The organism is Bradyrhizobium sp. 604_D8_N2_3 (assembly GCF_051810765.1).
GTDB classification, from domain to species: domain Bacteria; phylum Pseudomonadota; class Alphaproteobacteria; order Rhizobiales; family Xanthobacteraceae; genus Bradyrhizobium; species Bradyrhizobium barranii.
Map to the genome: position 1 here is coordinate 4,692,326 of NZ_JBPWPM010000001.1, position 23,821 is coordinate 4,716,146.

Genomic DNA, 23,821 nt, shown 5'->3' on the forward strand with positions numbered 1-23,821 from the left:
TCTGCCCGGCGGGGGGTGGATGTGACACAGGATGGTCCTGCGGTCGCCATGAGGCGATCTCCCGGCCTTACGTTCCGGACGTCGCGCGCGGCGCGATGGGCTGCCGTGGCGTGCCTTGCCGCCAGTTCAGGCGCCTGCGTGCTGACGCAGGATTTGCCTGATCCCGCACTCGATGTTCCCACGCAGTACAAATACGCGGGCAAGCCGGATGCGCCGCCGTCGCTGGATTGGTGGCGCGGCTTTCGCTCTGCGGAGCTGACGCAACTGATGGAGGAGGCGCAGACCGTCAATCTCGACATCGCCGCCGCGGTCTCGCGCATCGTCCAGGCCGACGCCCAGGCGCGGCAGGCGGGCGCAGCGCTGCTGCCGAGCCTGTCGGGCGGCGGATCGGAAACCTATTCACGCACCTCGGGTTCGAGCGCCTCGGGCCTGTCCATCGGCGGCCGCGAAGTCGTCAACTATTCGGCGTCGCTGAGCGCGAGCTACCAGCTCGACTTCTGGGGCCAGAACCGCGATGCGCTGCAAACGGCGGAAGAGACGGCGAATGCCAACCGTTTCGATCGTGACGTCGTCGCCCTGACGACGCTGGCAGGCGTCGCCAACGCCTATTTCCAGGTGCTGGCCTCGCAGGATCGCCTGCGTACCGCCCAGAGCAACATCGCCAGCGCGCAGCGCATCCTCGATGCGATCCGCGAGCGCCGCAAGGCCGGCACCGGGACCGATCTCGACGTCGCCCAGCAAGAGAGCGTGGTCGCCAACCAGAAGGCGCTGGTGCCGCCGCTGCGCCAGACGCTCGACCAGAACGTCAACGCGCTCGCCGTGCTGGTATCGCGGCCGCCGGAGAGCGTCCGCGTGCTCGGCGGCTCGCTGAACAAGATCGCCATCCCGCGCGTCACGCCCGGCCTGCCGTCGGAGCTTTTGACGCAGCGGCCCGACATCCGCCGCCAGGAGGCACAGCTCGCCTCGGCGACCGCGAACATCGGCAATGCCCGCGCGCAGTTCTTTCCGACCATCCAGCTCACCGGCAATGGCGGCTATCAGAGCTCGGCGCTGGTCTCGCTGTTCCAGCCGCATGCGGCCTTCTTCCAGCTCGTCGGGAGCGCCACGCAGCCGATCTTCGACGGCGGCAAGATCCTCGGCAATTTCGAATTCGCCAAGGCGCGGCAGGACGAGTTGCTCCAGACCTACCGCAAGACCATCATCCAGTCGTTTGCGGACGTCGACAACGCGCTGTATTCGATCAAGCAGACCACGATCAAGCTACAATTGCAGCGCGATGTCGTTACCTCGTCGAAGCGCGCCTTCGATCTCGCCGAGCAGCAATTGCGCGCCGGCACGGCCGACATCGTGACTGTGCTGAACGTCCAGCAGACACTATTTCAGGCCGAAGATGCGTTGTGGCAGGCCCAACTCGCACGGCTTCTCGCCATCGTCAGCCTGTATCAGGCGCTCGGCGGCGGCTGGGAGCCGCGAATGGAGAAACCGGTCAATGCTCTTTAAGCCGGATACGAAGGAAGGCGCGGCGAAGAAATCGCGCGGCCGCGGCTTCGTCATGACCCTGATCACGCTCGCCATCCTTGGCGGGCTCGGCTATTTCGGCTGGACCGTCTGGCACCAGCAGCCGCAGCAGGCGAATGGCCGCAACCAGCGGCCCGATCTGCCGGTGCCGGTGCTGGCGGCGACACCCCGCATCCAGGACGTCCCGGTCTATCTCGACGGCGTGGGTGCGATCCGCGCGCTCAACACAGTGACCGTGCGCTCGCAGGTCGACGGCAAGCTGATCGCCGTGAAATTCACCGAGGGCCAGGACGTCAAGAAGGGCGACGTGCTCGGCGAGATCGATCCCGCGCTCTACCAGGCGACGTATGATCAGGCCGTCGCCAAGAAAGCGCAGGACGAGGCGCAGCTCGCCAACCAGCGCATCGACCTTACGCGCTACGAGCAGTTGGCTGCCTCCAACGCGGGCTCCAAACAACAGGCCGACACCCAGCGCGCCGCGGTCGCGCAGACCGAGGCGCTGGTCAAAGCCGACCAGGCCGCGATCGACAATGCGGCGGCGACGTTGAGCTACACCAAGATCGTGGCGCCGCTTTCGGGCCGCGCCGGCCTGCGCCAGGTCGACCAGGGCAACATCATCCACGCCGCCGACGCCACGGGCCTCCTGGTGATCACGCAATTGCAGCCGATCGCGGTGTGGTTCAGCCTGCCGCAGCAGCAGATCATGCGCGTCAACGCGGCGGCGTCGAAGGGCACGCTCGCCGTCGACGTGTTCGGCAATGACGGCATCACCGTGATCGACACCGGCAAGCTCACCGGCATCGACAACCAGGTCGACCAGACCACCGGCACGCTCAAGCTCAAGGCCGAATTCCCCAACGCCAATTACCAGCTCTGGCCGGGCCAGTTCGTCAATGTCCGCCTCAAGGTCGAGACCTTGATGCAGGCGCTGGTGGTGCCGACCTCGGCGGTGCAGCGCGGACCGATCGGCACCTTCAGCTACGTCATCGGCGAGGACAATGTCGTCTCCGCCAAGCCGGTGACCGTGACCCAGCAGAACGAGCATGACGCCGTCATTGCCAGCGGCTTGTCGCCGACCGACAAGGTCGTCACGACGGGCTTTGCCAATCTGTCCGACGGGTCCAAGGTGGTCGTCGGCCGCGATGACCAGACACCGTCGGCCGATCTCGCCCCGCGCAAGCGCACGCGCGGCCCGGATGGCCAGAAGAAGGATGGGCAGGCCAAGGACGGGCAAAAGGACGGACAGGGCAAGGACGGCGAGCACCGCGCCAAACGGAGCAGCAGCGAAGGCGACCAGAAGGGGCAGACCGGACCGGCACCGGGGCCGGGGGCATCGGGACCTGGAGCCAAGCAGCCATGATCCCGACAACAGCCGCCTGAGCGGCAGGCACATCCCATGGGCGTCTCCGAACCCTTCATCCGCCGGCCGATCGCGACCTCGCTGCTCGGCATCGCCCTGCTGATCGGGGGCGCGCTCGGCTATTTCTCGCTGCCGGTCTCGGCGCTGCCGCAGGTCGACTTCCCGACCGTGCAGGTGACGACGCAGCTTCCGGGCGCAAGCCCCGACGTGATCGCCTCGCTGATCACCGCGCCGCTGGAGCGCCAGCTCGGCCAGATCCCGTCGCTGTCGGCGATGAACTCGACGAGCTCGTTCGGCGTCAGCCAGATCTCGCTTCAGTTCGATCTCAACCGCGACATCGACGGCGCGACCCAGGACGTGCAGGCCGCGATCAACGCGGCGGCCGGCGTGCTGCCCAAGACGCTGCCCTATCCGCCGACCTACGCCAAGGTGAACCCGGCGGACGCGCCGGTGATGACGCTGGCGCTTCGCTCCGACACGATCTCGCTGCGGGCGATGAGCGACATCGCCGACACGCTTCTGGCACAGCGGCTGAGCCAGATTTCCGGCGTCGGGCGCGTCTCGGTGCTCGGCGGGCTGAAGCCGGCCGTGCGCATCCAGGCGGATCTGGCGCGCCTCGCAGCCTATGGCATCGCCATGGAGGATCTGCGCACCGCGATCGCCAACGCCAACGTCTCGGGGCCAAAAGGCTCGCTCGACGGTGCGCAGCAATCCTACATCATCGCCGCCAACGACCAGATCGCCGCTGCCGATGCCTACAAGCCTGTTATCATCGCCTACCGCAACGGCTCGCCGGTCACGATCGGCGACGTCGCGCAGATCGTGGATGGCCTCGAGAACGACCGCACCGGCGGCTGGTACCAGGGCACGCCGGCGGTCATCATCGACATCCAGCGCCAGCCCGGCGCCAACGTCATTGATGTCGTCAGCCAGATCCGGGCGGAAATCCCAAAAGTCCAGCGCGCCATTCCGGCCGGCGTGAACCTCACCATCGTCTCCGACCGCACCGTCACGATCCGCGCCTCGGTCCGCGACGTGCAGTTCACCCTGATCCTCAGCGTCGTCTTGGTGACGCTGGTGGTGCTGCTGTTCCTGCGCTCGCTGCGGGCCACGCTGATCGCGGGCGTCGCGCTGCCGCTGTCGCTGATCACCAGCTTCGGCATCATGTATTTCGCCGGCTTCAGCCTCGACAATCTGTCGCTGATGGCGCTCACCATCGGCACCGGCTTCGTCGTCGACGACGCCATCGTCATGATCGAGAACATCGTCCGCCACATGGAGAACGGCGATAGCGCGATGGAGGCCTCGCTGAAGGGGGCCAGCGAAATCGGCTTCACCGTGATCTCGCTGACGGTGTCGTTGATCGCGGTGTTCATCCCGCTGCTGTTCATGTCCGGCCTCGTCGGGCGCATGTTCCGCGAATTCGCGCTGACGCTGACGATCGCGGTCGTGACCTCGGCCGTGGTCTCGCTGACGCTGACGCCGATGATGTGCTCGCGGCTGCTCAAGCACGCCCATGAGGAACTGGCGGTGCCGGGATTGGCCGCGATCAGCCGCTTCATCGATAGCACCGTCGAGTTCTATCACCGGACGCTGCTCTGGGTCCTGGAACGCCAGCGCGCCACGCTGCTCGTGACATTTGCGACCCTGGTCGCGACCCTCGTCCTCTACGTCGTCGCGCCAAAGGGCTTTCTGCCGCTTCAGGACACCGCCTCGATCACGGCGGTGACGGAGGCGGGACCCGACGTGTCGTTCGCCGAGATGCAGAAGCGTCAGGCCGAGGCGGCCGATGCCATCAAGGCCGATCCTGATGTGGTCGGCGTGGTCTCGGTGATCGGGGCGGGCTCGGTCAACCCGACCACCAATGTCGGGCGCCTGGTCATGACCTTGAAGCCGCGCGGCGAGCGGCGCGACGACGTCAGCGCGGTCGTGACCCGGCTGAAGGAACGGGTGTCGGCCATCCCCGGCATGACCGTCTATTTCCAGCCGGTGCAGGACGTGCAGATCTCGACCCAGTCGAGCCGTTCGCAGTACCAGTACACGCTGACCGGGACCGATGCGACGCTGGTGTCGGAATGGGCGCGCAAGCTTGTTGCCGAGATGCGGCGCGATCCGCTGTTCCGCGACGTCTCCTCGGAGGCGCAGGAGGCCGGCCTGCGGGCGCAGCTCGATGTGGACCGGACCCGGGCCGGACAGCTCGGCGTGAGTCTGCAAGGAATCACCGACACGCTCAACGATGCGTTCGCGCAGCGGCAGATCTCGACAATCTACGGCCAGGCCAACCAGTACCGCGTGGTGCTGGAGGCGCTGCCGATGTACCAGCGCGATCCCTCGATCCTGTCGAAGCTGTATCTCCCGGGCGCGGCGAGCAGCATCGTGGGCGCGCCCAACGCCCAGGTGCCGCTCTCGGCCGTGGCGACGCTGAAGCGCACCACGGCGCCGCTCGCGATCTCGCACCAGGCGCAGTTCCCGTCGATCTCGCTCAGCTTCAACCTCGCCCCGGGCGCCGCGCTCGGCGACGCCGTCGAGGCGGTGAAGACGATCGAGACCCGGATCGAGATGCCCAACAGCATCGTCGGCGTCTATGCCGGCGACGCCGCCGAATTCGCCAAGGCGCTCGCCGGCCAGCCCTGGCTGCTGCTCGCCGCCGTGATCACGATCTACATCGTGCTGGGCGTGCTCTATGAGAGCTACATCCACCCGATCACCATCCTGTCGACGCTGCCCTCGGCCGGCGTCGGCGCGATCCTGGCGCTGATGCTGTGCGGGCAGGACCTCTCGGTGATCGGCCTGATCGGCATTATCCTGCTGATGGGCATCGTCAAGAAGAACGCGATCATGATGATCGACTTCGCGCTCGAGGCCGAGCGCCGGCAGGGGATGTCGCCGAACGAGGCGATCGTGCAGGCCTGTCTCTTGCGCTTCCGTCCGATCATGATGACGACGCTGGCGGCGCTGTTCGGCGCGCTGCCGCTCGCAATCGAGAGCGGCACCGGCGCCGAGCTGCGCTTTCCGCTCGGCATCTCCATCATCGGCGGCCTGCTGCTGAGCCAACTGCTGACGCTCTACACCACGCCCGTGATCTACCTGGCGCTCGACCGCATCAACCGACGCCTCGAGCAGGCGCTGCCACCGGCTGAATCCGGCGGCCCGCCGGTCGCGGGCGCGACCGAGGGGATGCAGTGATGGCATCGATCTCGGAGCCGTTCATCCGCCGGCCGGTCGCGACCACGCTGCTGTCGATCGGGTTGTTCCTGCTGGGTGTCGTCGCCTACGAGTTCCTTCCCGTCGCCTCGGTCCCGAACGTCGACTTCCCCGCCATCTTCGTGTCGGCCAGCCGGCCGGGCGCCGACCCGTCCGTCATGGCGGCGACGGTGGCCTCGCCATTGGAGCGCCGGCTCGGCGAGATCGCGGGCATCAACCAGATCACCTCGACGTCGTCGCTCGGCACGACCAGCATCCAGCTCCAGTTCGACATCGGCCGCAACATCGACAAGGCCGCGCGCGACGTGCAGGCGGCGATCAACGCCGCGCTGATCGACCTGCCGAGCGACCTGCCGACGCTGCCGCGCTTCCGCAAGGCGAACACGGCCGGCGCGCCTGTTTTCGTGCTGGCGCTGACCTCGAAGACGCTGTCGGCCAGCGCGATCTACGACGTCGCCGATACCGTGCTCGCGCAGCGCATCTCGCAGGTGCCTGGTGTCGGTGACGTGACGGTGAGCGGCGCCGACCAGCCGGCGGTGCGCGTGCAGCTCAACCCCGTCGCACTGTCCAACGCCGGCATCGCCACCGACGACGTCAGGACCGCGATCATCAACGCCAACCCGCTTGGTCCCGTCGGCATCTTCAACGGCGAGCGCCAGAGCGAGACGCTGTCGCTGAACAAGCAGATGCGGACGGCGAAAGAGTTCCGCGACATTATCATCAAGAGCTCGAACGGCAATTTCGTCCGGCTGTCCGACGTCGCCGACATCGAGGACTCCGTCCGCAATGCTCGCTCGATCGCCTGGTTCAACAAGCAGCCGGCGGTGCTGATCCAGATCACCAAGCAGGGCGACGCCAACGTCATCGACACCGTCGACCGGGTGAAGGCGCTGATCCCGGCGCTGAAGCAATGGATCCCGGCGGGTGTCGATATTTCCACGCTGGTCGATCGCACCAGCACGATCCGCGCCAGCGTGCTCGACATGCAGTGGACGTTGCTGGCAACCGCCGTCCTCGTGATGGTCGTGGTGTTCGTGTTCCTGCGGCGGCTGACACCGACGATCGCGGCCGGCATCTCCGTGCCGCTGGCGCTGGCCGGAACCTGCGCCGGGATGTGGGTCGCGGGCTTCTCGATCGACAATCTGTCGCTGATGGCGCTGGCGATCTCGGTCGGCTTCGTGGTCGACGACGCCATCGTCATGATCGAGAACATGTACCGCAATCTCGAACATGGCATGCGGCCGCTCCAGGCGGCCCTGGTAGGCGCACGGCAGATCGGGTTCACCGTGGTCTCGATCAGCCTGTCGCTGATCGCGGCTTTCACGCCGTTGATCTTCATGGACGGCATCGTCGGCCGCCTGCTGCGCGAGTTCTCGCTGACGCTGACCTTCGCGATCCTGGTCTCGACGCTGGTGTCGCTGACGGTCACGCCGATGATCTGCGCCCATTACATCCGGCAGACCACGTCCGGCACCGCGACGCTGTTCGATCGGCTGATCGAAGGCTCGCTGTCGCGCGTGGTCGCGTTTTACGCCCGCAGCTTGCGCACCGTGCTGCAATATCCGCTGCTGACGCTGCTGGTGTTCTTCGCCACCATCGGCCTCACGGTGACGCTCTACATCAAGGTTCCCAAGGGCTATTTCCCGACCGACGATTCCGGCTTCGTCATCGGCGCGACGCGCGCCTCGGCCGACATCTCGTTCCAGTCCATGCTCGGCCTGCAGCAGCGGCTCGCCGACATCGTGATGCAGGATCCGGCCGTGGCCGGGATCGGCTCGACCGTCGGCAGCGGAGGCGGGGGACCGGGGGCTGCGACCTCGAACCGCGGCACCATGTTCATCAGCCTGAAGCCGCCGGAGGAGCGCGACCACGTCTCGACGCAGGTCGTGATCGACCGTCTCAGGCGCGCCCTGTACCCGGTGCCCGGCATCCGCCTGTTCATGTTCGCCGCCCAGGACGTCCGCGCCGGCGGACGGCAGAGCGATTCCGACTACCAGTACACACTGACCAGCACCGACCTCAGCCTGCTCCAGAAGTGGGCGCCGATCGTGGCCAAGCGCATGGAGAGCGTCGAGGGCATCACCGATATTTCGAGCGACCGCGATCCCGGCGGGCTCCAACTCACGCTCTCGATCGACCGCCAGAAGGCCTCGGCGCTCGGCGTCAAGGTCCAGGACATCGACAACGCGCTCAACAACGCATTTTCGCAGCGGCAGATCGGGATCATCTACACTCAGCGCAACCAGTATATGACCGTGCTGGAGATCGACCCGAAATTCCAGGTCGACCCATCCAACCTCGATCGCATCTATGTCGCCGGTGCCAATGACGCGCAGGTGCCGCTGTCGGCCGTGGTACACGCGACGCGCGGGCTCGCTGCGCTGGCGGTCTATCATTCGCAGGGGTTTCCCTCGACCACGGTGTCGTTCAACCTGATGCCGGACGTGCCGCTCCAGACCGCGACCCAGAACGTACAGCGCGCGATCGAGGAGCTGCACATGCCGGAAGGCATTCGCGGCAGTTTTGACGGCAACGCGGGCGATTTCGCCAGGACCAGCGGCCGCCAGCCGCTGCTGATCCTCGGCGCGCTGGTGGCGATGTATATCGTCCTCGGCGTGCTCTATGAGAGCCTCGCCCATCCGCTGACGATCATCTCGACGCTGCCATCCGCCGGGCTCGGCGCGCTGCTCGCCTTGCAGCTCACCAACACGCCGCTGACGGTGATCGCCTTCGTCGGCATCATCCTGTTGATCGGCATCGTCAAGAAGAACGGCATCATGATGGTGGACTTCGCGCTCGACGCCGAGCGCCAGCGCGGCCTGTCCTCGGCGGAGGCGATCTTCGAGGCCTGCCAGGCGCGCTTCCGCCCGATCCTGATGACGACCATGGCGGCGCTGTTCGCCGGCATTCCGCTGGTCATCGCCACCGGCCCCGGCACGGAGCTGCGGCGTCCGCTCGGCATCACCATCATCGGCGGCCTGTTCGTCTCGCAGATCCTGACGCTCTACACGACGCCCGTGATCTACCTGCTGATCGACCGCCTGCGCCGCCGTTCCGAGCCGCGTCCGCTCGCCGCGCCCGCGGAATAGGCGAAGTATCGCACACGTTCCGACACCGTCAGTCGGCTCGATCCCCTAACATTTGATGTTATCAAATTAACATCTGTATTCATAAAAGCTGCTAGTTCTCATTTCTGTCAACAAAGCTCGTTACAGAACGGAGACGGGCGCAGCCTTCGCTCGTCGCGCCGCCCGAAGCTGTTGCATTCGAACGGAATCCCGCCCCGAGAACGTGTGACGTGCTTGGGAATCCTTGCGGGCGAGCGGAAATCGGCTGGCTCGTGGTGTCTTGGAGTGATTGGCCAAATGGCTAATACCGTCGGATCGCACTTTTTCCCGGAGATTGCGGCGGGTGGATTCTCTCGGGTCGATGGCACGATTCAGTTCTGGCAGCGGGTCGGGGCCTTGGTTGGACCGGATTCCGTCGTGCTGGACTTTGGCGCCGGACGAGGCGCCGGCCAGAGCGAGGATTCGGTTGCCTACCGGCGCAGTCTGCGGTCGTTGAAGGGACGGGTGCGCGAGCTCGTCGGGGTGGATGTCGACCCGGCTGTCACGACCAACAAGGCGCTGGATCGGGCGTTCGTGATCACACCCGATGGAGAGCTACCGATCGCCGATCACTCCATCGACGTGATCGTATCGGATTTCGTGTTCGAGCATCTCCAGGATCCTGCCAGAGCCGCCCGTGAACTCGACCGCGTGCTCAAGCCGGGCGGCTGGATCTGCGCGCGAACGCCCAACCGCTATGGATACATCGCACTCGCCAACCGGATGATCCCCGACCGGTTGCATGCCCGCATCATCCAGTCGGCCCAGGACGACCGCAAGGGCGAGGATGTCTTCCCGGCCGTCTATCGGCTGAACACTGCCAGCGCGTTCAAACGGCATTTTCCCGCCTCCCGATACGATCTGTATGTGATCCCGTGGGACGCGGAGCCGGCCTACTATTTCGGATCGAAGCTGCTCTATTCGCTGTTGCTAGCGGTTCAGCACTGCACGCCGGCTCCGTTCAAGACGGTGTTGACGGCGTTCATGCGCAAACGCCCCGTGCCGTGAGCCCGACAGCCAAGTCACGTCGGGCTCAAGCCGCCGTACACCTCATTGCGAAGACGAAAGAGCGCACGGGACGAGAGGCCTTCGAGCGCGGAACGTCACGCAACGCAGGCGCCTTGTAGAAAGATCGTACCCTCCAAGACGTCACCAAGTCCGAGCGATAACGTCATTCGGCGATCAACTGGGGCGTGTATTACGGCCTGACCACCACACTTCATGACCATCGCCTCCCAATCCTCGCCCCAAAGCCCATGTCGACGTAGGTGCTCAGTTCTACGACACCGACCTCAGCAAGCCGATTTGGGTCGCCAACGTGGCCGCGAATGGTACTGTGGATTGGAGAGACGCTGCCGGAACGCCGGTCTAGCAGAGCGGTCGACGCATTCGACATACCGGCGCAACGAGACCGCCTTCGGGCGGTCTTTTTGTCGTGTGCCGAGGTTCGGGGTTATGGCGGCGCCACTCCCGGCAAGAGAGTTGTTGAACCGCCGCTTCAAGCGTATAGCGGCGACCATGTCGAACCCCACAGCCGCCGCGCCGGCCGATCCGATCCCCGAATGCCCGCACTGCCAGAAGCCGATGCCGCTGTGCATCTGCGACAGTGTCACGCCCATCAAGAACCGGCTCTCGCTCCTGATCCTCCAGCATCCGCAGGAGCAGGACAGGGCGCTCGGCACCGCCCGGCTGCTTGCGAAGCACTTTGCCGATGCCACGGTGCGGGTCGGCCTGTCCTGGTCGAGCCTGTCCAAGGCGCTGGCGCGGCCGGTCGAGAACGCCTCGCACTGGGCCGTGCTCTATCTTGGCTCGGCGCGCGCGGCCGATCTGGAGGCCGAGGGCGAGATCCTGGCGCTCAACCGCAAGGGCGAAGTCGCGGAGAACCAGCGCTCGATCCTCGGCAAGCTCGAAGGCGTGGTGCTGCTCGACGGCACCTGGAGCCAGGCCAAGGCGCTGTGGTGGCGCAATCCCTGGATGCTCAAGTGCCAGCGCGTGATCCTCAACCCGGCGTATCCCTCCCGATACGGACGCCTGCGCAAGGAGCCGCGGAAAGACGGGCTGTCGACCATCGAGGCGGCCGCGACCATCCTGGCCAGTCTTGAGAAGCGCCCCGATATCGCCGAGACGCTCAATGCCAGTTTTGAACGGATGTTGACGCGCTACCGCGAGGTTCAGGCCGAAATGCCGGAATTGGCGCCAAAACCGCCGGTCAAGGACCGCCGGCGCGGTGTCCGGCGCAGCAAGCGCAGCTGACTCGCGCTTAAATCCTCCGTACGGTTGATTGCCCCGCGCGAGACGGGCGGGTAGAGACGGTCGGCCGATGGGCCGCGAACTGTTATCTTCGCAGAATCGGAAAGCCGGAAGCGGAAGGGGCAGTCGAATTCAGGCCGCGGCGAAGGAAATCCTTGCACAAGCGGCGCGGCCCGATCGGTGGGGCACGCTCGCGCTGATGGACATTTCGCTGCGTTACCGGCGCACCGTGATCGGCCCGCTCTGGATCACGCTGACGCTGGCCGCAACAATCGCAAGTGTCGGCACGGTCTACGCCGCACTGTTCAAGCAGGACATCGCCGGTTTCCTGCCGCCCTTCGCCGTCGGCCTGATCGTCTGGACCCTGATCGCGACGACGCTCCAGGAAGGCTCCAGCATCTTCGTGGCGTCGGGCCACCTGATCAAGGCCGTGCCGGCGCCGCTGATCGTGCATGTGCTCCAGATGATCGCGCGCAATGTGCTCATCTTCGCGCATCATCTGGTGATCGTGGTGCTGCTCTACATCGTGATGCCATGGCCGCTGTACTGGAACATGCTGCTCGCGGTGCCCGGCTTTGCGATCCTGCTGATCGTTCTGCTCGGCGGTTCGGTCGCGCTCGGCATGCTCTGCGCGCGCTTTCGCGATATCGGCACGGCGATCGTCAGCGGCCTGCAATTCATCTTCTTCCTGACGCCGATCATCTGGACCGAGGACGCCCTGCGCGGCACCGCGTTCTACTGGCTGATCCGCGCCAATCCGTTCGCGACGCTGCTCGACCTCGTGCGCAGGCCGCTGCTGTCGCAGCCGACCGATCCGGCGCAATGGCTGCTCGGGGCGATCTATGCGATCGTCGTAGCCGTCATCGCCTTCGGCTGCTACGCAAAATACCGCCACCGCGTGGCGTATTGGCTGTGAGGCGCGCATGAGCCTTGCTGCCCAGATCGTGCTCCGCAACGTTTCGGTCAAATTTCCGGTCCTGTCGTTCCGCGACCGTTCGCTGCGCAGCCGCTTCGTCAGCGCGGTGACGCTGCGCCGGACGCCGGCGGTGCCGCACATCGTCTCCGCGCTCAACGACGTCAGTCTCGACATCCGCGCCGGTGACCGCGTCGCCATCATCGGCGCCAACGGCGCAGGCAAGACCACGCTGCTGCGGGTGCTCGCCGGCATCTATCATCCGACCGCGGGCAGCGTGGATGTACTCGGCCGCTGCCTGTCGCTGTTCGACCTGTCGGCCGGCTTCGACGAGGAGGCCACGGGCTACGAGAACATCGTGCGCCGCGGGCTCGTAATCGGCGCGCGGCGCTCCGAGATCGATGCGCGGCGGGCGGAGATCGCCGAGTTCACCGAGCTCGGTGACAGGCTCGACCTGCCGCTGCGGACCTATTCCAGCGGCATGATGCTGCGGCTGATCTTCGCGGTCGCAACCGCCGTGGAAGGCGAGATCGTGCTGCTGGACGAATGGATCGGCGTCGGCGACCAGCAATTCCGCCGGAAGGCGCGGCAGCGGCTCGACGAGATCGTGGCCCGTGCCGGCATCCTGGTGCTGGCCTCCCACGACATCGAGCTGATCCAGAGCACCTGTAACCGCGCGATCCTGCTCGAGGAGGGGCGGATGACCGCGGCCGGCCCGACCGATGCGATTCTTGCGAAATATCTCGCCGGTCCCGGCGGGGCCAAGGCGTAAACGCCCGGTCGGGGTTGCCTAAGCCATTGATCCCCTATATTGCTCCGCCCTTACGGGGCCACGTGGCGGAGTGGTTACGCAACGGTCTGCAAAACCGTGTACACCAGTTCAATTCTGGTCGTGGCCTCCATTACAACCTCCTGATATTTCATTACAAAGTTTGCTCACCGCGCGTTCCGCCCCGCGTGCGGTAAAGGCCTTCCAGGCCGTGCACACCGGGTTTGCCCGGGGCTTGGCGGACACCAGCGATTCAGGCCGGATGGCATAGACTTCGCATCTGCGAAGTGATGCGTCACGAACCCCTGGAGCTGGAGAGCACGTGAGCGACGTCGTCCGATTCGTCCCGAAATCCGAGCTGGAACGGGCTCGCCTCATTCGCGAGGCCCGTGCGATCTATGACAGCATCTTTCCGCCGGCCGCACCCGACCGGGTGCCGCAGGACGGCGAGGAGCGGGTCAAGACCTGATCGGCGCCGCGCCGTTCCGGCGCATGGCCGATAGCAAAACGCCCGCGGGAGCGGGCGCATCGGTTGACGTTGAAAGTGGTCTCAACCGGCCGCGTACCAGCCGTCCGGAAACGGCAGAAGGGGCCAGGCGCCCTCATTGTCATTGGCAGCTTTGGGCGTTGCGACGTACGACCACGAGCGGGGCACGAATTCCTCCTCCGGCTCGGGCGCAAAATCTTGATAGACCATGGCGTCCCGGACGGCATCCAGCAGCAAGTTGAATTCGGCTTCGCTCATCGCACCCTCGCAGAACGCGGATGGCGCAATGTCGCAAAGCCGGTTTGTTGCCCGATTGAGCCGATCGTTCGCAATTTAACGATCCGGCGATCGGGCTCCGATTGGTTAGCGATTCCCTAAAATCCCCGCGGAACCGTACGTTCCTCCCGTCCGGCCTCAGTGTGAAAGAGATCACATCCCCCGCGATTTATTTCTCCTACCCCTTGGCACGACACCGGCCAGCGAAGGCCGGGGGCGGGCAAGGCGGACGGGAGACTTGGTCATGAAGGCAAGGTTCTTACGGTTTGCAGGTGCGAAGAGCCGGGCGCGCCGCGCCTCGACGGTCGGGCTGTTCCTAGCGCTGTTCGCCACCGTCGCTCAGGCGCAGCAGGGAACCCCGGAGCAGCGCCGGGCCTGCACCCCCGACGTCTACCGGCTCTGCGCCGGCGAGATCCCCAACGTCCGCGCCATCACGGCCTGTCTGCGCCGTAACCGGTCAAGCTTGAGCGAGGCTTGCCGCACCGTGTTCGATCAAGCCGGCGGGTGACATAGCCGCCCTGTGGGTTTGTGCGCAGCAAGTGGCTCGTGCGGTCTCGCGAATCCGGCATAGTCGGCCTGTGGATATGCTGCGGACAGCCTGTGGACGGACGGTGAGATGCTGTGGATGTCGTCCACAGATGCGTCTGCCCCGCACCCTATTTCCATCAGCCAGCGTCATATCTCTGTCAAATATCCTGACTGATTGATTCTCCGGCCGCGCAGATCATTGCTTTGTCCGAGATCATTTGGTTCTCCCGAATTCGGAATTGCGTGCCGCAGGACACCTGACGCACGATCAGTTTTTGTGCAGCTGGCTGCCCAATTCGCGGGCCCCATTCATCCAATTTTTTGTACGCCCGCGGACAAGCTTTCCCGTCCGCACTCCACCTAGGCTCGTTCCCGAGATCTGGAACATGGCCAGTGCCATGACAATTCGAAGGAGCTGGAGATGGAGACACGGGTATTGCCCCATGCACGGGGGATCGCACGCGCATCATTGCCATGGCGCAAGGTCGCGCTCGGCGCCACCATCGCTTTCGGCTTCGTCGCCGCGGCACCGCTGAGCGCGCAGGCCGCCGCGCCCGCCGCCTGCGCCGCACTCCAGGAGAAATATCCGGACTGGAAGGGCAAGACCCTCGTCAACGCGATCAACCCGCACACGCCGGGCTATGAAACGATCGACCCGAAGGATCCCAGCAAATATATCGGCTTCGACATCGATCTTGGCGAAGCCATCGGCGAATGCCTCGGCTTCAAGCTGACCTACAAGCCGGTGACGTTCGCAGCACTCCTCACAACACTCGCTGCCGGCCAGGCGGACATCATCATCTCCGACATCTACGCCACCAAGGAGCGCGCCAAGGCCGCCGACTTCATCACCTACTCGAAAGTGTTCGACGGCGTGCTGGTCGCCAAGGGCAATCCGAAGGGCATCAACGGCATCAACATGTCGATGTGCGGCACGGCGGCCGCCGAAAACACCGGCTATGTCGAGGTGCCCCTGATCCAGGCCCTGATCCCGGAATGCAAGAAGGCCGGCAAGGCCGAGCCGACAATCCAGCTCTACGACAACAACGCCAACTGTATCCAGGCGATCCTGGCCGGCCGCGCCGACACCTACATCAACGACGTCAACACCGTCGACAGCGCCGTCAAAGCCTATCCGGACAAGCTGGAGAAGGCGATCGCGGTGACGATCCCGTATTCGGTCGGCATCGCCGTCCCGAAGGACAAGCCGAAATTCCGCGACGCCGTGCTGGCCGCACTGATCGAGGTGCAGAAGGCCGGCACGCATACGGAGCTTCTGAAGAAGCACGGGCTCGATGTGAACAACTTCAAGGAACCGGACATTCTGACGGCTGACTGATGTCGCTGTTCCTTCACTACCTGAGCATGCCGTATCTGCTCGAGGGCATCGAGCTCACCCTCGAGGTGACCGCCCTCGGGCTCGGCGGCGGATTGATCCTCGGATTGATCCTCGCCGGCATGCAGCTCTCGCGCTTCTGGCCCCTGGCGGCGATCGCCAGGGCCTATACTGTGATCTTTCGCGGCACGCCGCTGATCCTTCAGATGGTGTTCGCCTACGATGCGTTGCCGCATATCGGCATCAAGCTGTCGGCGGTGCTGGCGGCCGGCCTCGCGCTCGCCTGCAACGAGGCGCCGTTCATCGCGGAGATGCTGCGCGCCGGCGTGCTCGGCGTCGACCGCGGGCAGGTGACGGCCGGCCAGGCGCTCGGCATGACGCCGCGGATCCTGATGTGGCGGGTGATCGCGCCGCAGGCGATCCGCACTATGATCCCGGCGTTCGGCAACGAGGCCGTCAGTGCGCTGAAGAATTCCTCGCTGGCGTCCGTCGTCGCGGTCCAGGAGCTGACCTTGCGTTCGACGCAGCTTGCCTCCTCGACCTTCGACTTCTTCTCGATCTTCTTCGCCTCTGGCCTCTTGTACCTCGTGCTGACCTTCGCCATCAGCGTCATCCAGTTGTTCGTCGAATGGCTGCTCGATCTCGATCGCGCCAGGGGGCGTCAGCGCAAACTCGCCGATTACCTGCCGTGGCGCCGCGTCGACCTCGGCACCAAGCTGGAGCTTGCGGAGGCGACCGTCGCCGATCCCGAACCCGTGCAGGCAGAGCTGACCGACACGCCGCCGCTTGCTCTGACCAGAGAGGAGCGCACGCGGCGTTCCGCGACGATCGCGCGCAACAACATCGCAGTCGAGACCAAGGACCTCACCAAGAGCTACGGCACGCAAAAGGTGCTCGGCGGCCTCGATCTGACCGTTCGCGTCGGCGAAGTGGTCGCGCTGCTCGGCCCCAGCGGCTCGGGCAAGAGCACGCTGCTCCGCTGCATCAACCATCTCGAAAGCTGGGACGGAGGCACCGTGCGCGTCGGCGGCCGCCGTCTCGGCTTTGACGACGACGGCAAGTTGCTGTCACCCCGGGCCATCGCCAACGAGCGGGCAACCGTCGGTGTCGGCATGGTGTTCCAGCAGTTCAATTTGTTCGCCCATCTGTCGGCGCGCGAAAACATCGCCGGGCCTTTGCGCTGGGTCCACGGTATGACCCGCATCGACGCCGACCGTCGCGCCACCGAGCTGCTCGACCGCGTCGGTCTCTCGCATCGCGCCGACGCGTTGCCGCGACATCTCTCCGGCGGCCAGCAGCAGCGCGTCGCCATCGCCCGCGCGCTGGCGCCCAATCCAAGCGTGCTGCTTTTGGACGAGCCGACCTCGGCGCTCGATCCCGAGCTCGTCAACGAGGTACTGGAAGTGATCCGGCGGCTCGCCATCGACGACGGCCTCACCATGATCATCTCGACGCACCAGATCCGCTTTGCCGATGAAGTCGCCGACCGCGTCGCTTTCCTGAGCGGCGGCACCATCATCGAGGAGGGACCGGCGCACGAGGTGCTCACCAATCCCCGCAATCCGCTGACGGCGCGTTTCCTCAGCGTGATGGAAGCCGACAAGACTCCGGAGGCGGTGCGATGAGCGCTGCCTTCGTAAGGTTCAAGACTCCCGAAGAGGCCATCTCATGAAGCATTTCACGCTGCCGGTTTCGCCGAAGACCGTCCACTGGGGCTATTTCTCTAAGAAGGTGACGCCGGCCCTGACATTGCGCTCCGGGGATCGCGCCACCATCGAGACGCTGACCCATCATGCCAATGACGATTACGAGCGCATGATCCAGGGCGATCCCGGCGCCGAGAGCGTGTTCCAGTGGACGCGCGAGCACAAGGCGGTCGCGCGCCGCGGCGCGGGCTCCGTCGAAGGCCCTTTCATCCGTGGCGCGGGCGAGGGGATCGGCGTGCATCTTCTCACAGGTCCCGTCGCGATCGAAGGCGCCGAGCCCGGTGACATCCTGGAAGTGCGCATCCTCGATATCAGGCCGCGGCCGAGCTGCAGCGCCTGCCACGCCGGCCGCTGCTTCGGCTCCAACGTCGCCGCAAACTGGGGCTTTCACTATCACGACCTGATCGAGGAGCCGAAGCCGCGGGAGGTCGTCACCATCTTCGAGCTCGACACCTCGGGCGAGCCTTATGCGAAAGCGGTCTACAACTACGTCTGGACGCCGCAGACCGACCCCGACGGCATCGTGCATCCCACCATCGACTATCCCGGCGTGCGCGTCGATCACGCCACCGTCAGGAAGCGCGAAAACATTCTGTCGAGCGTGAGGGTGCCCGCGCGATTGCATTTCGGCACCATGGGCCTCGCGCCCTCGGAAGCTGATTTCGTCAGCTCGATCCCGCCGAGCTACACCGGCGGCAACATCGACGACTGGCGCATCGGCAAGGACGCGCGGATGTTCTATCCGGTCGCAGTCCCCGGCGCCTATTTCTCGGTCGGCGATCCCCACGCCGCGCAAGGCGACAGCGAGCTCGGCGGCACCGCAATCGAGACCTCGCTCACCGGCGATTTCGAGTTCATCCTGCACAAGAAGGCTGATCTGGCCGGCACCAATCTGGAGGGCCTCGACCATCCGATGCTGGAGTCCGATCACGCCTGGTCGTTCTACGGCTTCACCTATCCGAACTATCTGGCCGCACTCGGCGCCGACGCACAAACCGAGATTGCCAATCACTCGAGCCTCGACCGTGCGATGCGCGATGCGTTCAGAAAACTCCGGCGGTTCCTGATGACCGTGCACGGTCTCAGCGAGGACGAGGCGATCTCGCTACTGTCGGTTGGCGCCGATTTCGGCGTCACCCAGGTCGTCGACGCCAATTGGGGCGTCCACGGCACGATCCGCAAGAACATCTTTCGGTGCGATTGACGGGGGTAGCCCGGATGGAGCGAAGCGCAATCCGGGACAGCGTCGATGGCGGCCCGATTCCCGGATTACGCTTCGCTCCATCCGGGCTACGCAGCGTGCTTGATGCAGCAATTGGGCGCTAACACTCTGAAGGAAATTCAATTTCCCGGATGAACGCTTGACCACCGAACGTCATTTGCGGCCCGTTGCTGCGACGGATGACCGCGTTCGTCTGGCACAGAGGTTGCTTCGATCAACCGCAATCTGGGTTGATCCGATGAGCTTCCGGCCGTTCACGAGCGAGTCCTACGCGCAAGACGACCGCCCCGAAGCCTGGCGGGACGTGCTGGCGGCGGTCGGCCTGCAGCCGGCGACCGGCCATTCCTTCTTTGACGGACACGCAACCGCATCGCATCGCCACACCGCAGGTGTTGCGTTGACGCGGATGGCGGCTGGCGCGCAAAGCGTCGCGCCGCTATCGCAAGCGAATGAAGACCTTCCGATCGCGCTGGTCCCGGTCGAGGACGGCATGGTGCTGAAGAGCGCCGGCGGCCACCGCATCGTTCCGGTCGGCCATCTCGTGCTGCTGCCGCGGAGCGGAGACTGGAGCATCGTGTTCCAGCGCGACATGCGGGCCATCGTGCTGTCGGTGACCTCGGAAGCGCTGCACGGACGCCTCTCGGGCAGGCCGCGGCTCGGCGAGCCCCGCGTCGTTCCACCCAGCGGCTTTGCCGATGTGTTCTCGCGTCTGCTGGACGCGACCGCGCGCACGCTCGACACGTTGAGCGATGCCGAGTGGAATTCGGTCGCGCAGTCGCTCGTTGACCTGCTCCTGACGCTCGCGCATCAACTGGCGGCTTCGACGTCCGATGCCGGATCGAGTGCGACGCAGGCCGCGCTGCTGCACCGGATCTGCCAGACCATCGAGCGGCGGCTCGACGATCCCGAACTGGCGCCGGCGCGCGTCGCGCAGGCCCAGGGGATTTCCGAGCGCTACCTGCAAAAACTGTTCGAGACGGTCGGCGACAATTTCACCCATTACGTCCGGGAGCGCCGCCTCCAGCGTGCCTGGGCCGATCTGTCCAATCCGACCGAGGCGCTTCGTTCGATCTCGGAGATCGCCTACGCCTACGGCTTTGGCGATTCCGCACATTTCAGCCGCGCCTTCCGTCATCGCTTCGGCCTGCCGCCGCGCGAATTCCGCCAGCAGGAGGCGGAGCGGGCGACCTTGCAGCACGGCATTGCCGGCCAGCGCGGCTGGCCGCAGGAGGCGCTGGCGCAGCTCCGCGTGCATTCGAGCGTCGAGGCACGCAGCACCGCTGCTTGCGCCGGCACCGAGGAGCGGACGACCGCGGAACGCAGGCATCACCGTCTCCCGGTCGAAGCCAGCCGCATCCATTGGGGCTATTTCAGCCGCTCGCTGGCGCCGCAAATCGAGATCGCCTCGGGCGACACCATCACCATCGAGACGCTGACGCAGCACGCCTCCGACGCGCCCGAAATGATGATCGCGGGCGATGCCGGTGCTGAAAGCGTGTTCGGCTGGACACGGGACAAGAAGAACGTCGATCGTCGCGGCGCTGGTCCGATGGACGCGAGCGTGTTCGGCCGTGGCGCCGGCGAAGGATTTGGCGTGCACATCTGCACGGGGCCGGTCGCGGTGAAGGATGCCCAGCCCGGCGACGTGCTGGAGGTGCGCATCCTCGACATCGTGCCGCGCGCGAGCCGCAATCCGAACCATGCCGGCCGCGTGTTCGGCTCCTCGGTCGCGGCCTGGTGGGGCTATCACTACAACGAGTTTCTCGGCGGTCCCAAGCCGCGCGAGGTCGTCACCATCTACGAGATCTTCGACGATCCAGAGGAGCCGCACGCCCGGGCGCTTTATTCCTATCGCTGGGAGCCGCAGACCGACCCCTTCGGCGTCGTGCACGCCACCTACGACTATCCCGGCGTCCCCGTCGCGCCGGCCACGGTGAAGCGCCGGCATGCCGTACTCGATGGCATCCGCATTCCCCTGAGGCCGCATTTCGGCGTGATCGCGGTGGCTCCGCGCGAGGTCGATTTCGTCGACTCCGTGCCGCCGTCCTATTTCGGCGGCAATCTCGACAATTGGCGGCTGGGGAAGGGGTCTACCGTCTATCTTCCGGTTTCGGTGCCCGGCGCGCTGCTCTCGGTCGGCGATTCCCATGCCACGCAGGGCGACGGCGAGCTCAGCGGCACCGCGATCGAATGTTCGATGACAGGGACGTTCGAGGTGATCCTGCACAAGAAGGCCGATCTTGCAGGCCGGCCCTTTGCCGATCTCTCCTATCCCCTGATCGAGACCGAGACCGACTGGGTGTTGACCGGGTTCAGCCATCCCAACTATCTCGCCGAGTTCGGCGCGCAGGGCCAGAGCGAGGTCTACGCAAAGTCCTCGCTCGACCTTGCCATGAAGGATGCGTTCCGGAAAATGCGGCGCTTCCTGATGAACGTGAAGGGCCTCAGCGAGGACGAGGCGATCGCGCTGATGTCGGCCGCCGTTGATTTCGGCGTCACCCAGGTCGTCGACGGCAATTGGGGCGTGCACGCCATCCTCAGCAAGCGCCTGTTTCGGGACGCGACTTAACAAGGACATCTCAAGTGAAATTCCACATGATCAGCGGCGGACCGAAGCCGGTCGCGCCCTTCAGCCACGCCGTCGAGACCGACGGGTTTGTCTTCGTCACCGGCCAGATGCCGGACACGCCGCAGGCGCCGGGTTTGCTGCCCGACGGCATAGAGGCGCAGACGCGGGCCGTGATGGAGAATTTGAAGGTGGTGCTCGCCGGCCTCGATCTCGGCCTCGAGCACGTCGTGATGACGCGGATCTATCTGACGCGTTTCAAGGAAGACTACGCCTCAATGAACGAGACCTATCGCAGCTTCTTCGCACCGGATCGTTTGCCGGCTCGCACGTGTGTCGGCGTCACCGGGCTCGCCTATGATGCGCTGATCGAGATCGACCTGGTGTGCCGGCGGCCGTGAGCTCGGCTTTCGCAGCCCGGACGCTGCGGCACGAACTGATACGCAGCAGAGCCGGGGCCCATGCCACAGCTACGGTGCGGCTTTCCGGGTCCCGGCTTGGCGCCGCAACGGTTCACGTTGCAACGCGTCCGGGACACGAGAGTGGCAGTCGCCAAACGCTCTCTCTCCACTTCGTCTTAAATTGCAACCCGCGCGTGCAAGAAGTCTTGTCGGCCGTGATCTATCGATGGTCACCAGCCTTGAACGCGTCGCCTGCGGCCGACGACTAACCCACAGAGTGCATGAGGGTCAGGGGAACGTGATCGTACTTCCTCTTCCTAAAGCACCAAAATGGTGCTTTAGTGCTTTCCATGAGCCCGTCGCCCCGAAACGCGCCGTCCGCGCTGCGTTACAGGCTTGCCCCTGACCCGGCCGCCAAGGCCGCGCTTGAGGCGACGTTCCAAGCCTATGACCGCATGATGGAGATCCTGGATGAGGTGGCGCGGAGCCATAACGTCGGCTCCAACGTCGTCCTGCTCCATGCCCATGCCTATGAGCCGATCCGGAAAGAAACCGCGCTGCCGTCGCGGCTAGTGACGCTGGGCCTGCGCGACCGCGCCGATTATCGCGCCGCGCAGGGCCGCCGCCTGCCGCTCGACGACAAGCTCGCCAAGATCAAGGGCCCCGCCACCATTTCGATTGCGACCGTGCAGGGGCGCTTCAGCGTGCCCTTCGACTATGCCGGCTATGCCGAGGGTTGGGGGCAGAGCGCGCCCGCGCACCTCATCCGCACCGACGACGGCTTTGAAGTTCACTACGGCGTCACGCCGAACAATCTGCCAGAGGAGGAGAACGCTATGGATACCATCGCTGCCGCCCCCGACAACTTCCTGTCCCGGGTCGGGCGCCTGATCGCCGGGATCGCCTATGACGCGATCGAGCAGGCGGAGGGGAAGAACAAGCTGAACGTGGTTGGCCAGGCCATCCGCGAGATCGAGCGCGCGGAGAGTGAAGCGCGCGATGCGCTCGCGGCCGCGCGCGCCGAGGAATACCGTCTCAACGCGCGCCGCACCGAGATCGAACGCGAGATGACCGATCTCACGCCCAAGATCGAGGGCGCGATCGCGGATAGCCGCGACGATCTCGCCCGCGCCGGCATCGCGCGTCAGATAGACCTCGAGGCGCAGTTCGAGGTGCTCTCCCGGGCCATCGATGAGAACAACGAGAAGATCGAACAGTGCGTGACGTCGCTGCGCGCCGTGCTGTCAGCATTGCAAGATGCCGAGCAGCGCCGCGCCGATCTCGAAAAGAGCGAGGCTCACGCAAGCCATCAGGCCTCGACGTCGCCCCGGAAGTCCGGTGGTGCCTCGGCGGCAGCGAAGGCCTTGCGCGCGGGCAGGGCGGTGGCGCGCGCCACCGGCGTTCCGGCAGCGATCCCGTATTCAAGCGACATCGACGAGCTCAGCACGTTGCATCGCGACAAGGAGATTGCAGCGAGGCTGGCGCGGTTGAAGTCGCGCTCCTGAGTAATGTGTCATGAGCGCACTGCTCGAACACGTGATGTCGCCGGAGGTCAGGCCGTTCGCGATCGCGGCGGCCATGATCCTCATCGTCGGCTCGATCGAGGTGGTCTCGATGCTGGTCGGGGCCTCGCTGAGCGAGATGCTCGGCACCAACATCGATTTCGGTCACCCCAGCGACAATGGCGTGATCAACGCCATCTCCTGGATCAATGTCGGCGGCGTGCCGCTCTTGATCTTCCTGCTGTTGCTGCTCGGCGCGTTTTCCATCACCGGCTTCTTGATCCAGGACATCGCGCGGATGGTGGCGGGTCCCTTGCCGGCAACGCTCGCGTCGGTCGGAGCGGTCGCCGTCTCGATTCCGCTGGTCCGCGCCGCAAGCAGGGGCATCGCGCGGGTCATTCCCAAGGATGAAAGCTATGCCGTCGGCCTCGGCGATCTCGTCGGCCGCGTCGGCGAGGTCGTGATCGGCCCGCTCGATCAGGGGCCGCCCGGCCGCGTCAGCGTCGCCGACATCCACGGCAACCGCCATTTCGTCTGGGCGGTCGCCGCACCGTCATCATTGCCCCTGCCGCAGGGAACCATGGTCCTGCTGGTCGATCGCGCCGGCACCCGCTTCGTGGCCGTGAAGGCCGACGATGAACTGAAACCTTCCAAACCGCCTCTAAGCAGCTGACAA

18 protein-coding genes and 1 tRNA gene are annotated in these 23,821 nt (G+C 65.4%); 18 read left to right on the forward strand and 1 reads right to left on the reverse strand.

What is annotated here, in order from left to right; all coding sequences use genetic code 11:
• Window positions 1-48 precede the first annotated feature (48 nt).
• The 10 genes from AB7245_RS22295 (at window position 49) to AB7245_RS22340 (ending at window position 13,590) form a co-directional block, all read left to right on the forward strand.
• Window positions 49-1,500: an efflux transporter outer membrane subunit gene (locus AB7245_RS22295; protein ID WP_223153563.1), complete on the forward strand. Its 1,452-nt coding sequence runs from the start codon at window positions 49-51 to the stop codon at window positions 1,498-1,500.
• Window positions 1,490-2,878 (forward strand): efflux RND transporter periplasmic adaptor subunit, encoded by a 1,389-nt coding sequence (locus AB7245_RS22300; protein WP_439034945.1) that lies wholly within the window; start codon window positions 1,490-1,492, stop codon window positions 2,876-2,878. The genes AB7245_RS22295 and AB7245_RS22300 overlap by 11 nt, the downstream gene beginning before the upstream one ends.
• A gap of 36 nt (window positions 2,879-2,914) precedes the next feature.
• Complete coding sequence (locus tag AB7245_RS22305) at window positions 2,915-6,064, forward strand: efflux RND transporter permease subunit (protein WP_439034946.1); 3,150 nt, start codon at window positions 2,915-2,917, stop codon at window positions 6,062-6,064.
• Window positions 6,064-9,171 carry an efflux RND transporter permease subunit gene (locus AB7245_RS22310; protein ID WP_439034947.1) on the forward strand — a complete coding sequence of 1,036 codons (3,108 nt, stop codon included), beginning with the start codon at window positions 6,064-6,066 and terminating at the stop codon, window positions 9,169-9,171. Before AB7245_RS22305 ends, AB7245_RS22310 begins: the two co-directional genes overlap by 1 nt.
• A 213-nt stretch (window positions 9,172-9,384) precedes the next feature.
• A complete protein-coding gene (locus AB7245_RS22315; protein ID WP_208086727.1) occupies window positions 9,385-10,197 on the forward strand; it encodes a class I SAM-dependent methyltransferase in 813 nt (270 codons plus the stop codon).
• A gap of 510 nt (window positions 10,198-10,707) precedes the next feature.
• Complete coding sequence (locus tag AB7245_RS22320; protein WP_439034948.1) at window positions 10,708-11,442, forward strand: tRNA-uridine aminocarboxypropyltransferase; 735 nt, start codon at window positions 10,708-10,710, stop codon at window positions 11,440-11,442.
• Window positions 11,443-11,638: 196 nt separating this feature from the next.
• Window positions 11,639-12,355: an ABC transporter permease gene (locus AB7245_RS22325; RefSeq protein ID WP_439034949.1), complete on the forward strand. Its 717-nt coding sequence runs from the start codon at window positions 11,639-11,641 to the stop codon at window positions 12,353-12,355.
• 7 nt (window positions 12,356-12,362) lie between these two features.
• Window positions 12,363-13,124: an ABC transporter ATP-binding protein gene (locus AB7245_RS22330; RefSeq protein ID WP_439034950.1), complete on the forward strand. Its 762-nt coding sequence runs from the start codon at window positions 12,363-12,365 to the stop codon at window positions 13,122-13,124.
• 56 nt (window positions 13,125-13,180) lie between these two features.
• A tRNA-Cys gene (locus AB7245_RS22335) sits at window positions 13,181-13,254 on the forward strand.
• Window positions 13,255-13,443: 189 nt separating this feature from the next.
• Complete coding sequence (locus AB7245_RS22340; protein WP_167767891.1) at window positions 13,444-13,590, forward strand: hypothetical protein; 147 nt, start codon at window positions 13,444-13,446, stop codon at window positions 13,588-13,590.
• Window positions 13,591-13,671: 81 nt separating this feature from the next.
• Here AB7245_RS22340 and AB7245_RS22345 read toward each other — a convergent pair whose 3' ends face one another.
• Window positions 13,672-13,866, reverse strand: coding sequence for a hypothetical protein (locus tag AB7245_RS22345; protein ID WP_014495402.1), 195 nt, complete (start codon window positions 13,864-13,866; stop codon window positions 13,672-13,674).
• Window positions 13,867-14,128: 262 nt separating this feature from the next.
• Here AB7245_RS22345 and AB7245_RS22350 point away from each other — a divergent pair, with 262 nt between their 5' ends.
• The 8 genes from AB7245_RS22350 to AB7245_RS22385 all read left to right on the forward strand — a co-directional run bounded on the left by AB7245_RS22350 (window position 14,129) and on the right by AB7245_RS22385 (window position 23,818).
• Window positions 14,129-14,392, forward strand: coding sequence for a hypothetical protein (locus AB7245_RS22350; RefSeq protein ID WP_439034951.1), 264 nt, complete (start codon window positions 14,129-14,131; stop codon window positions 14,390-14,392).
• Between the two features lie 441 nt (window positions 14,393-14,833).
• Window positions 14,834-15,751 (forward strand): ABC transporter substrate-binding protein, encoded by a 918-nt coding sequence (locus AB7245_RS22355; RefSeq protein WP_439034952.1) that lies wholly within the window; start codon window positions 14,834-14,836, stop codon window positions 15,749-15,751.
• Window positions 15,751-17,373, forward strand: coding sequence for an amino acid ABC transporter permease/ATP-binding protein (locus tag AB7245_RS22360; protein WP_439034953.1), 1,623 nt, complete (start codon window positions 15,751-15,753; stop codon window positions 17,371-17,373). Before AB7245_RS22355 ends, AB7245_RS22360 begins: the two co-directional genes overlap by 1 nt.
• 43 nt (window positions 17,374-17,416) lie before the next feature.
• The gene (locus tag AB7245_RS22365; RefSeq protein WP_439034954.1) at window positions 17,417-18,658 is read left to right on the forward strand and encodes an acetamidase/formamidase family protein; all 1,242 of its coding nucleotides are present in this window, start codon (window positions 17,417-17,419) and stop codon (window positions 18,656-18,658) included.
• A gap of 256 nt (window positions 18,659-18,914) precedes the next feature.
• On the forward strand, window positions 18,915-21,245 hold the full coding sequence (locus AB7245_RS22370) for an acetamidase/formamidase family protein (protein WP_439034955.1): 2,331 nt from the start codon (window positions 18,915-18,917) through the stop codon (window positions 21,243-21,245).
• A 14-nt stretch (window positions 21,246-21,259) separates the two neighbouring features.
• A complete protein-coding gene (locus AB7245_RS22375; RefSeq protein WP_439034956.1) occupies window positions 21,260-21,643 on the forward strand; it encodes a RidA family protein in 384 nt (127 codons plus the stop codon).
• Between the two features lie 341 nt (window positions 21,644-21,984).
• Complete coding sequence (locus AB7245_RS22380) at window positions 21,985-23,148, forward strand: PspA/IM30 family protein (RefSeq protein WP_439034957.1); 1,164 nt, start codon at window positions 21,985-21,987, stop codon at window positions 23,146-23,148.
• 10 nt (window positions 23,149-23,158) lie between these two features.
• Window positions 23,159-23,818 (forward strand): OB-fold-containig protein, encoded by a 660-nt coding sequence (locus AB7245_RS22385; RefSeq protein WP_085401466.1) that lies wholly within the window; start codon window positions 23,159-23,161, stop codon window positions 23,816-23,818.
• Window positions 23,819-23,821 lie beyond the last annotated feature (3 nt).

Excerpts from the sequence above, each read along its gene's own strand:
- AB7245_RS22370 (WP_439034955.1), top strand. The coding sequence starts at position 18,915 with ATGAGCTTCCGGCCGTTCACGAGCGAGTCCTACGCGCAAGACGACCGC.
- AB7245_RS22300 (WP_439034945.1), top strand. The coding sequence starts at position 1,490 with ATGCTCTTTAAGCCGGATACGAAGGAAGGCGCGGCGAAGAAATCGCGC.
- AB7245_RS22320 (WP_439034948.1), top strand. The coding sequence starts at position 10,708 with ATGTCGAACCCCACAGCCGCCGCGCCGGCCGATCCGATCCCCGAATGC.
- AB7245_RS22365 (WP_439034954.1), top strand. The coding sequence starts at position 17,417 with ATGAAGCATTTCACGCTGCCGGTTTCGCCGAAGACCGTCCACTGGGGC.
- AB7245_RS22295 (WP_223153563.1), top strand. The coding sequence starts at position 49 with ATGAGGCGATCTCCCGGCCTTACGTTCCGGACGTCGCGCGCGGCGCGA.
- AB7245_RS22360 (WP_439034953.1), top strand. The coding sequence starts at position 15,751 with ATGTCGCTGTTCCTTCACTACCTGAGCATGCCGTATCTGCTCGAGGGC.
- AB7245_RS22350 (WP_439034951.1), top strand. The coding sequence starts at position 14,129 with ATGAAGGCAAGGTTCTTACGGTTTGCAGGTGCGAAGAGCCGGGCGCGC.
- AB7245_RS22310 (WP_439034947.1), top strand. The coding sequence starts at position 6,064 with ATGGCATCGATCTCGGAGCCGTTCATCCGCCGGCCGGTCGCGACCACG.
- AB7245_RS22345 (WP_014495402.1), bottom strand. The coding sequence starts at position 13,866 with ATGAGCGAAGCCGAATTCAACTTGCTGCTGGATGCCGTCCGGGACGCC.
- AB7245_RS22325 (WP_439034949.1), top strand. The coding sequence starts at position 11,639 with ATGGACATTTCGCTGCGTTACCGGCGCACCGTGATCGGCCCGCTCTGG.
- AB7245_RS22330 (WP_439034950.1), top strand. The coding sequence starts at position 12,363 with ATGAGCCTTGCTGCCCAGATCGTGCTCCGCAACGTTTCGGTCAAATTT.
- AB7245_RS22305 (WP_439034946.1), top strand. The coding sequence starts at position 2,915 with ATGGGCGTCTCCGAACCCTTCATCCGCCGGCCGATCGCGACCTCGCTG.
- AB7245_RS22355 (WP_439034952.1), top strand. The coding sequence starts at position 14,834 with ATGGAGACACGGGTATTGCCCCATGCACGGGGGATCGCACGCGCATCA.
- AB7245_RS22385 (WP_085401466.1), top strand. The coding sequence starts at position 23,159 with ATGAGCGCACTGCTCGAACACGTGATGTCGCCGGAGGTCAGGCCGTTC.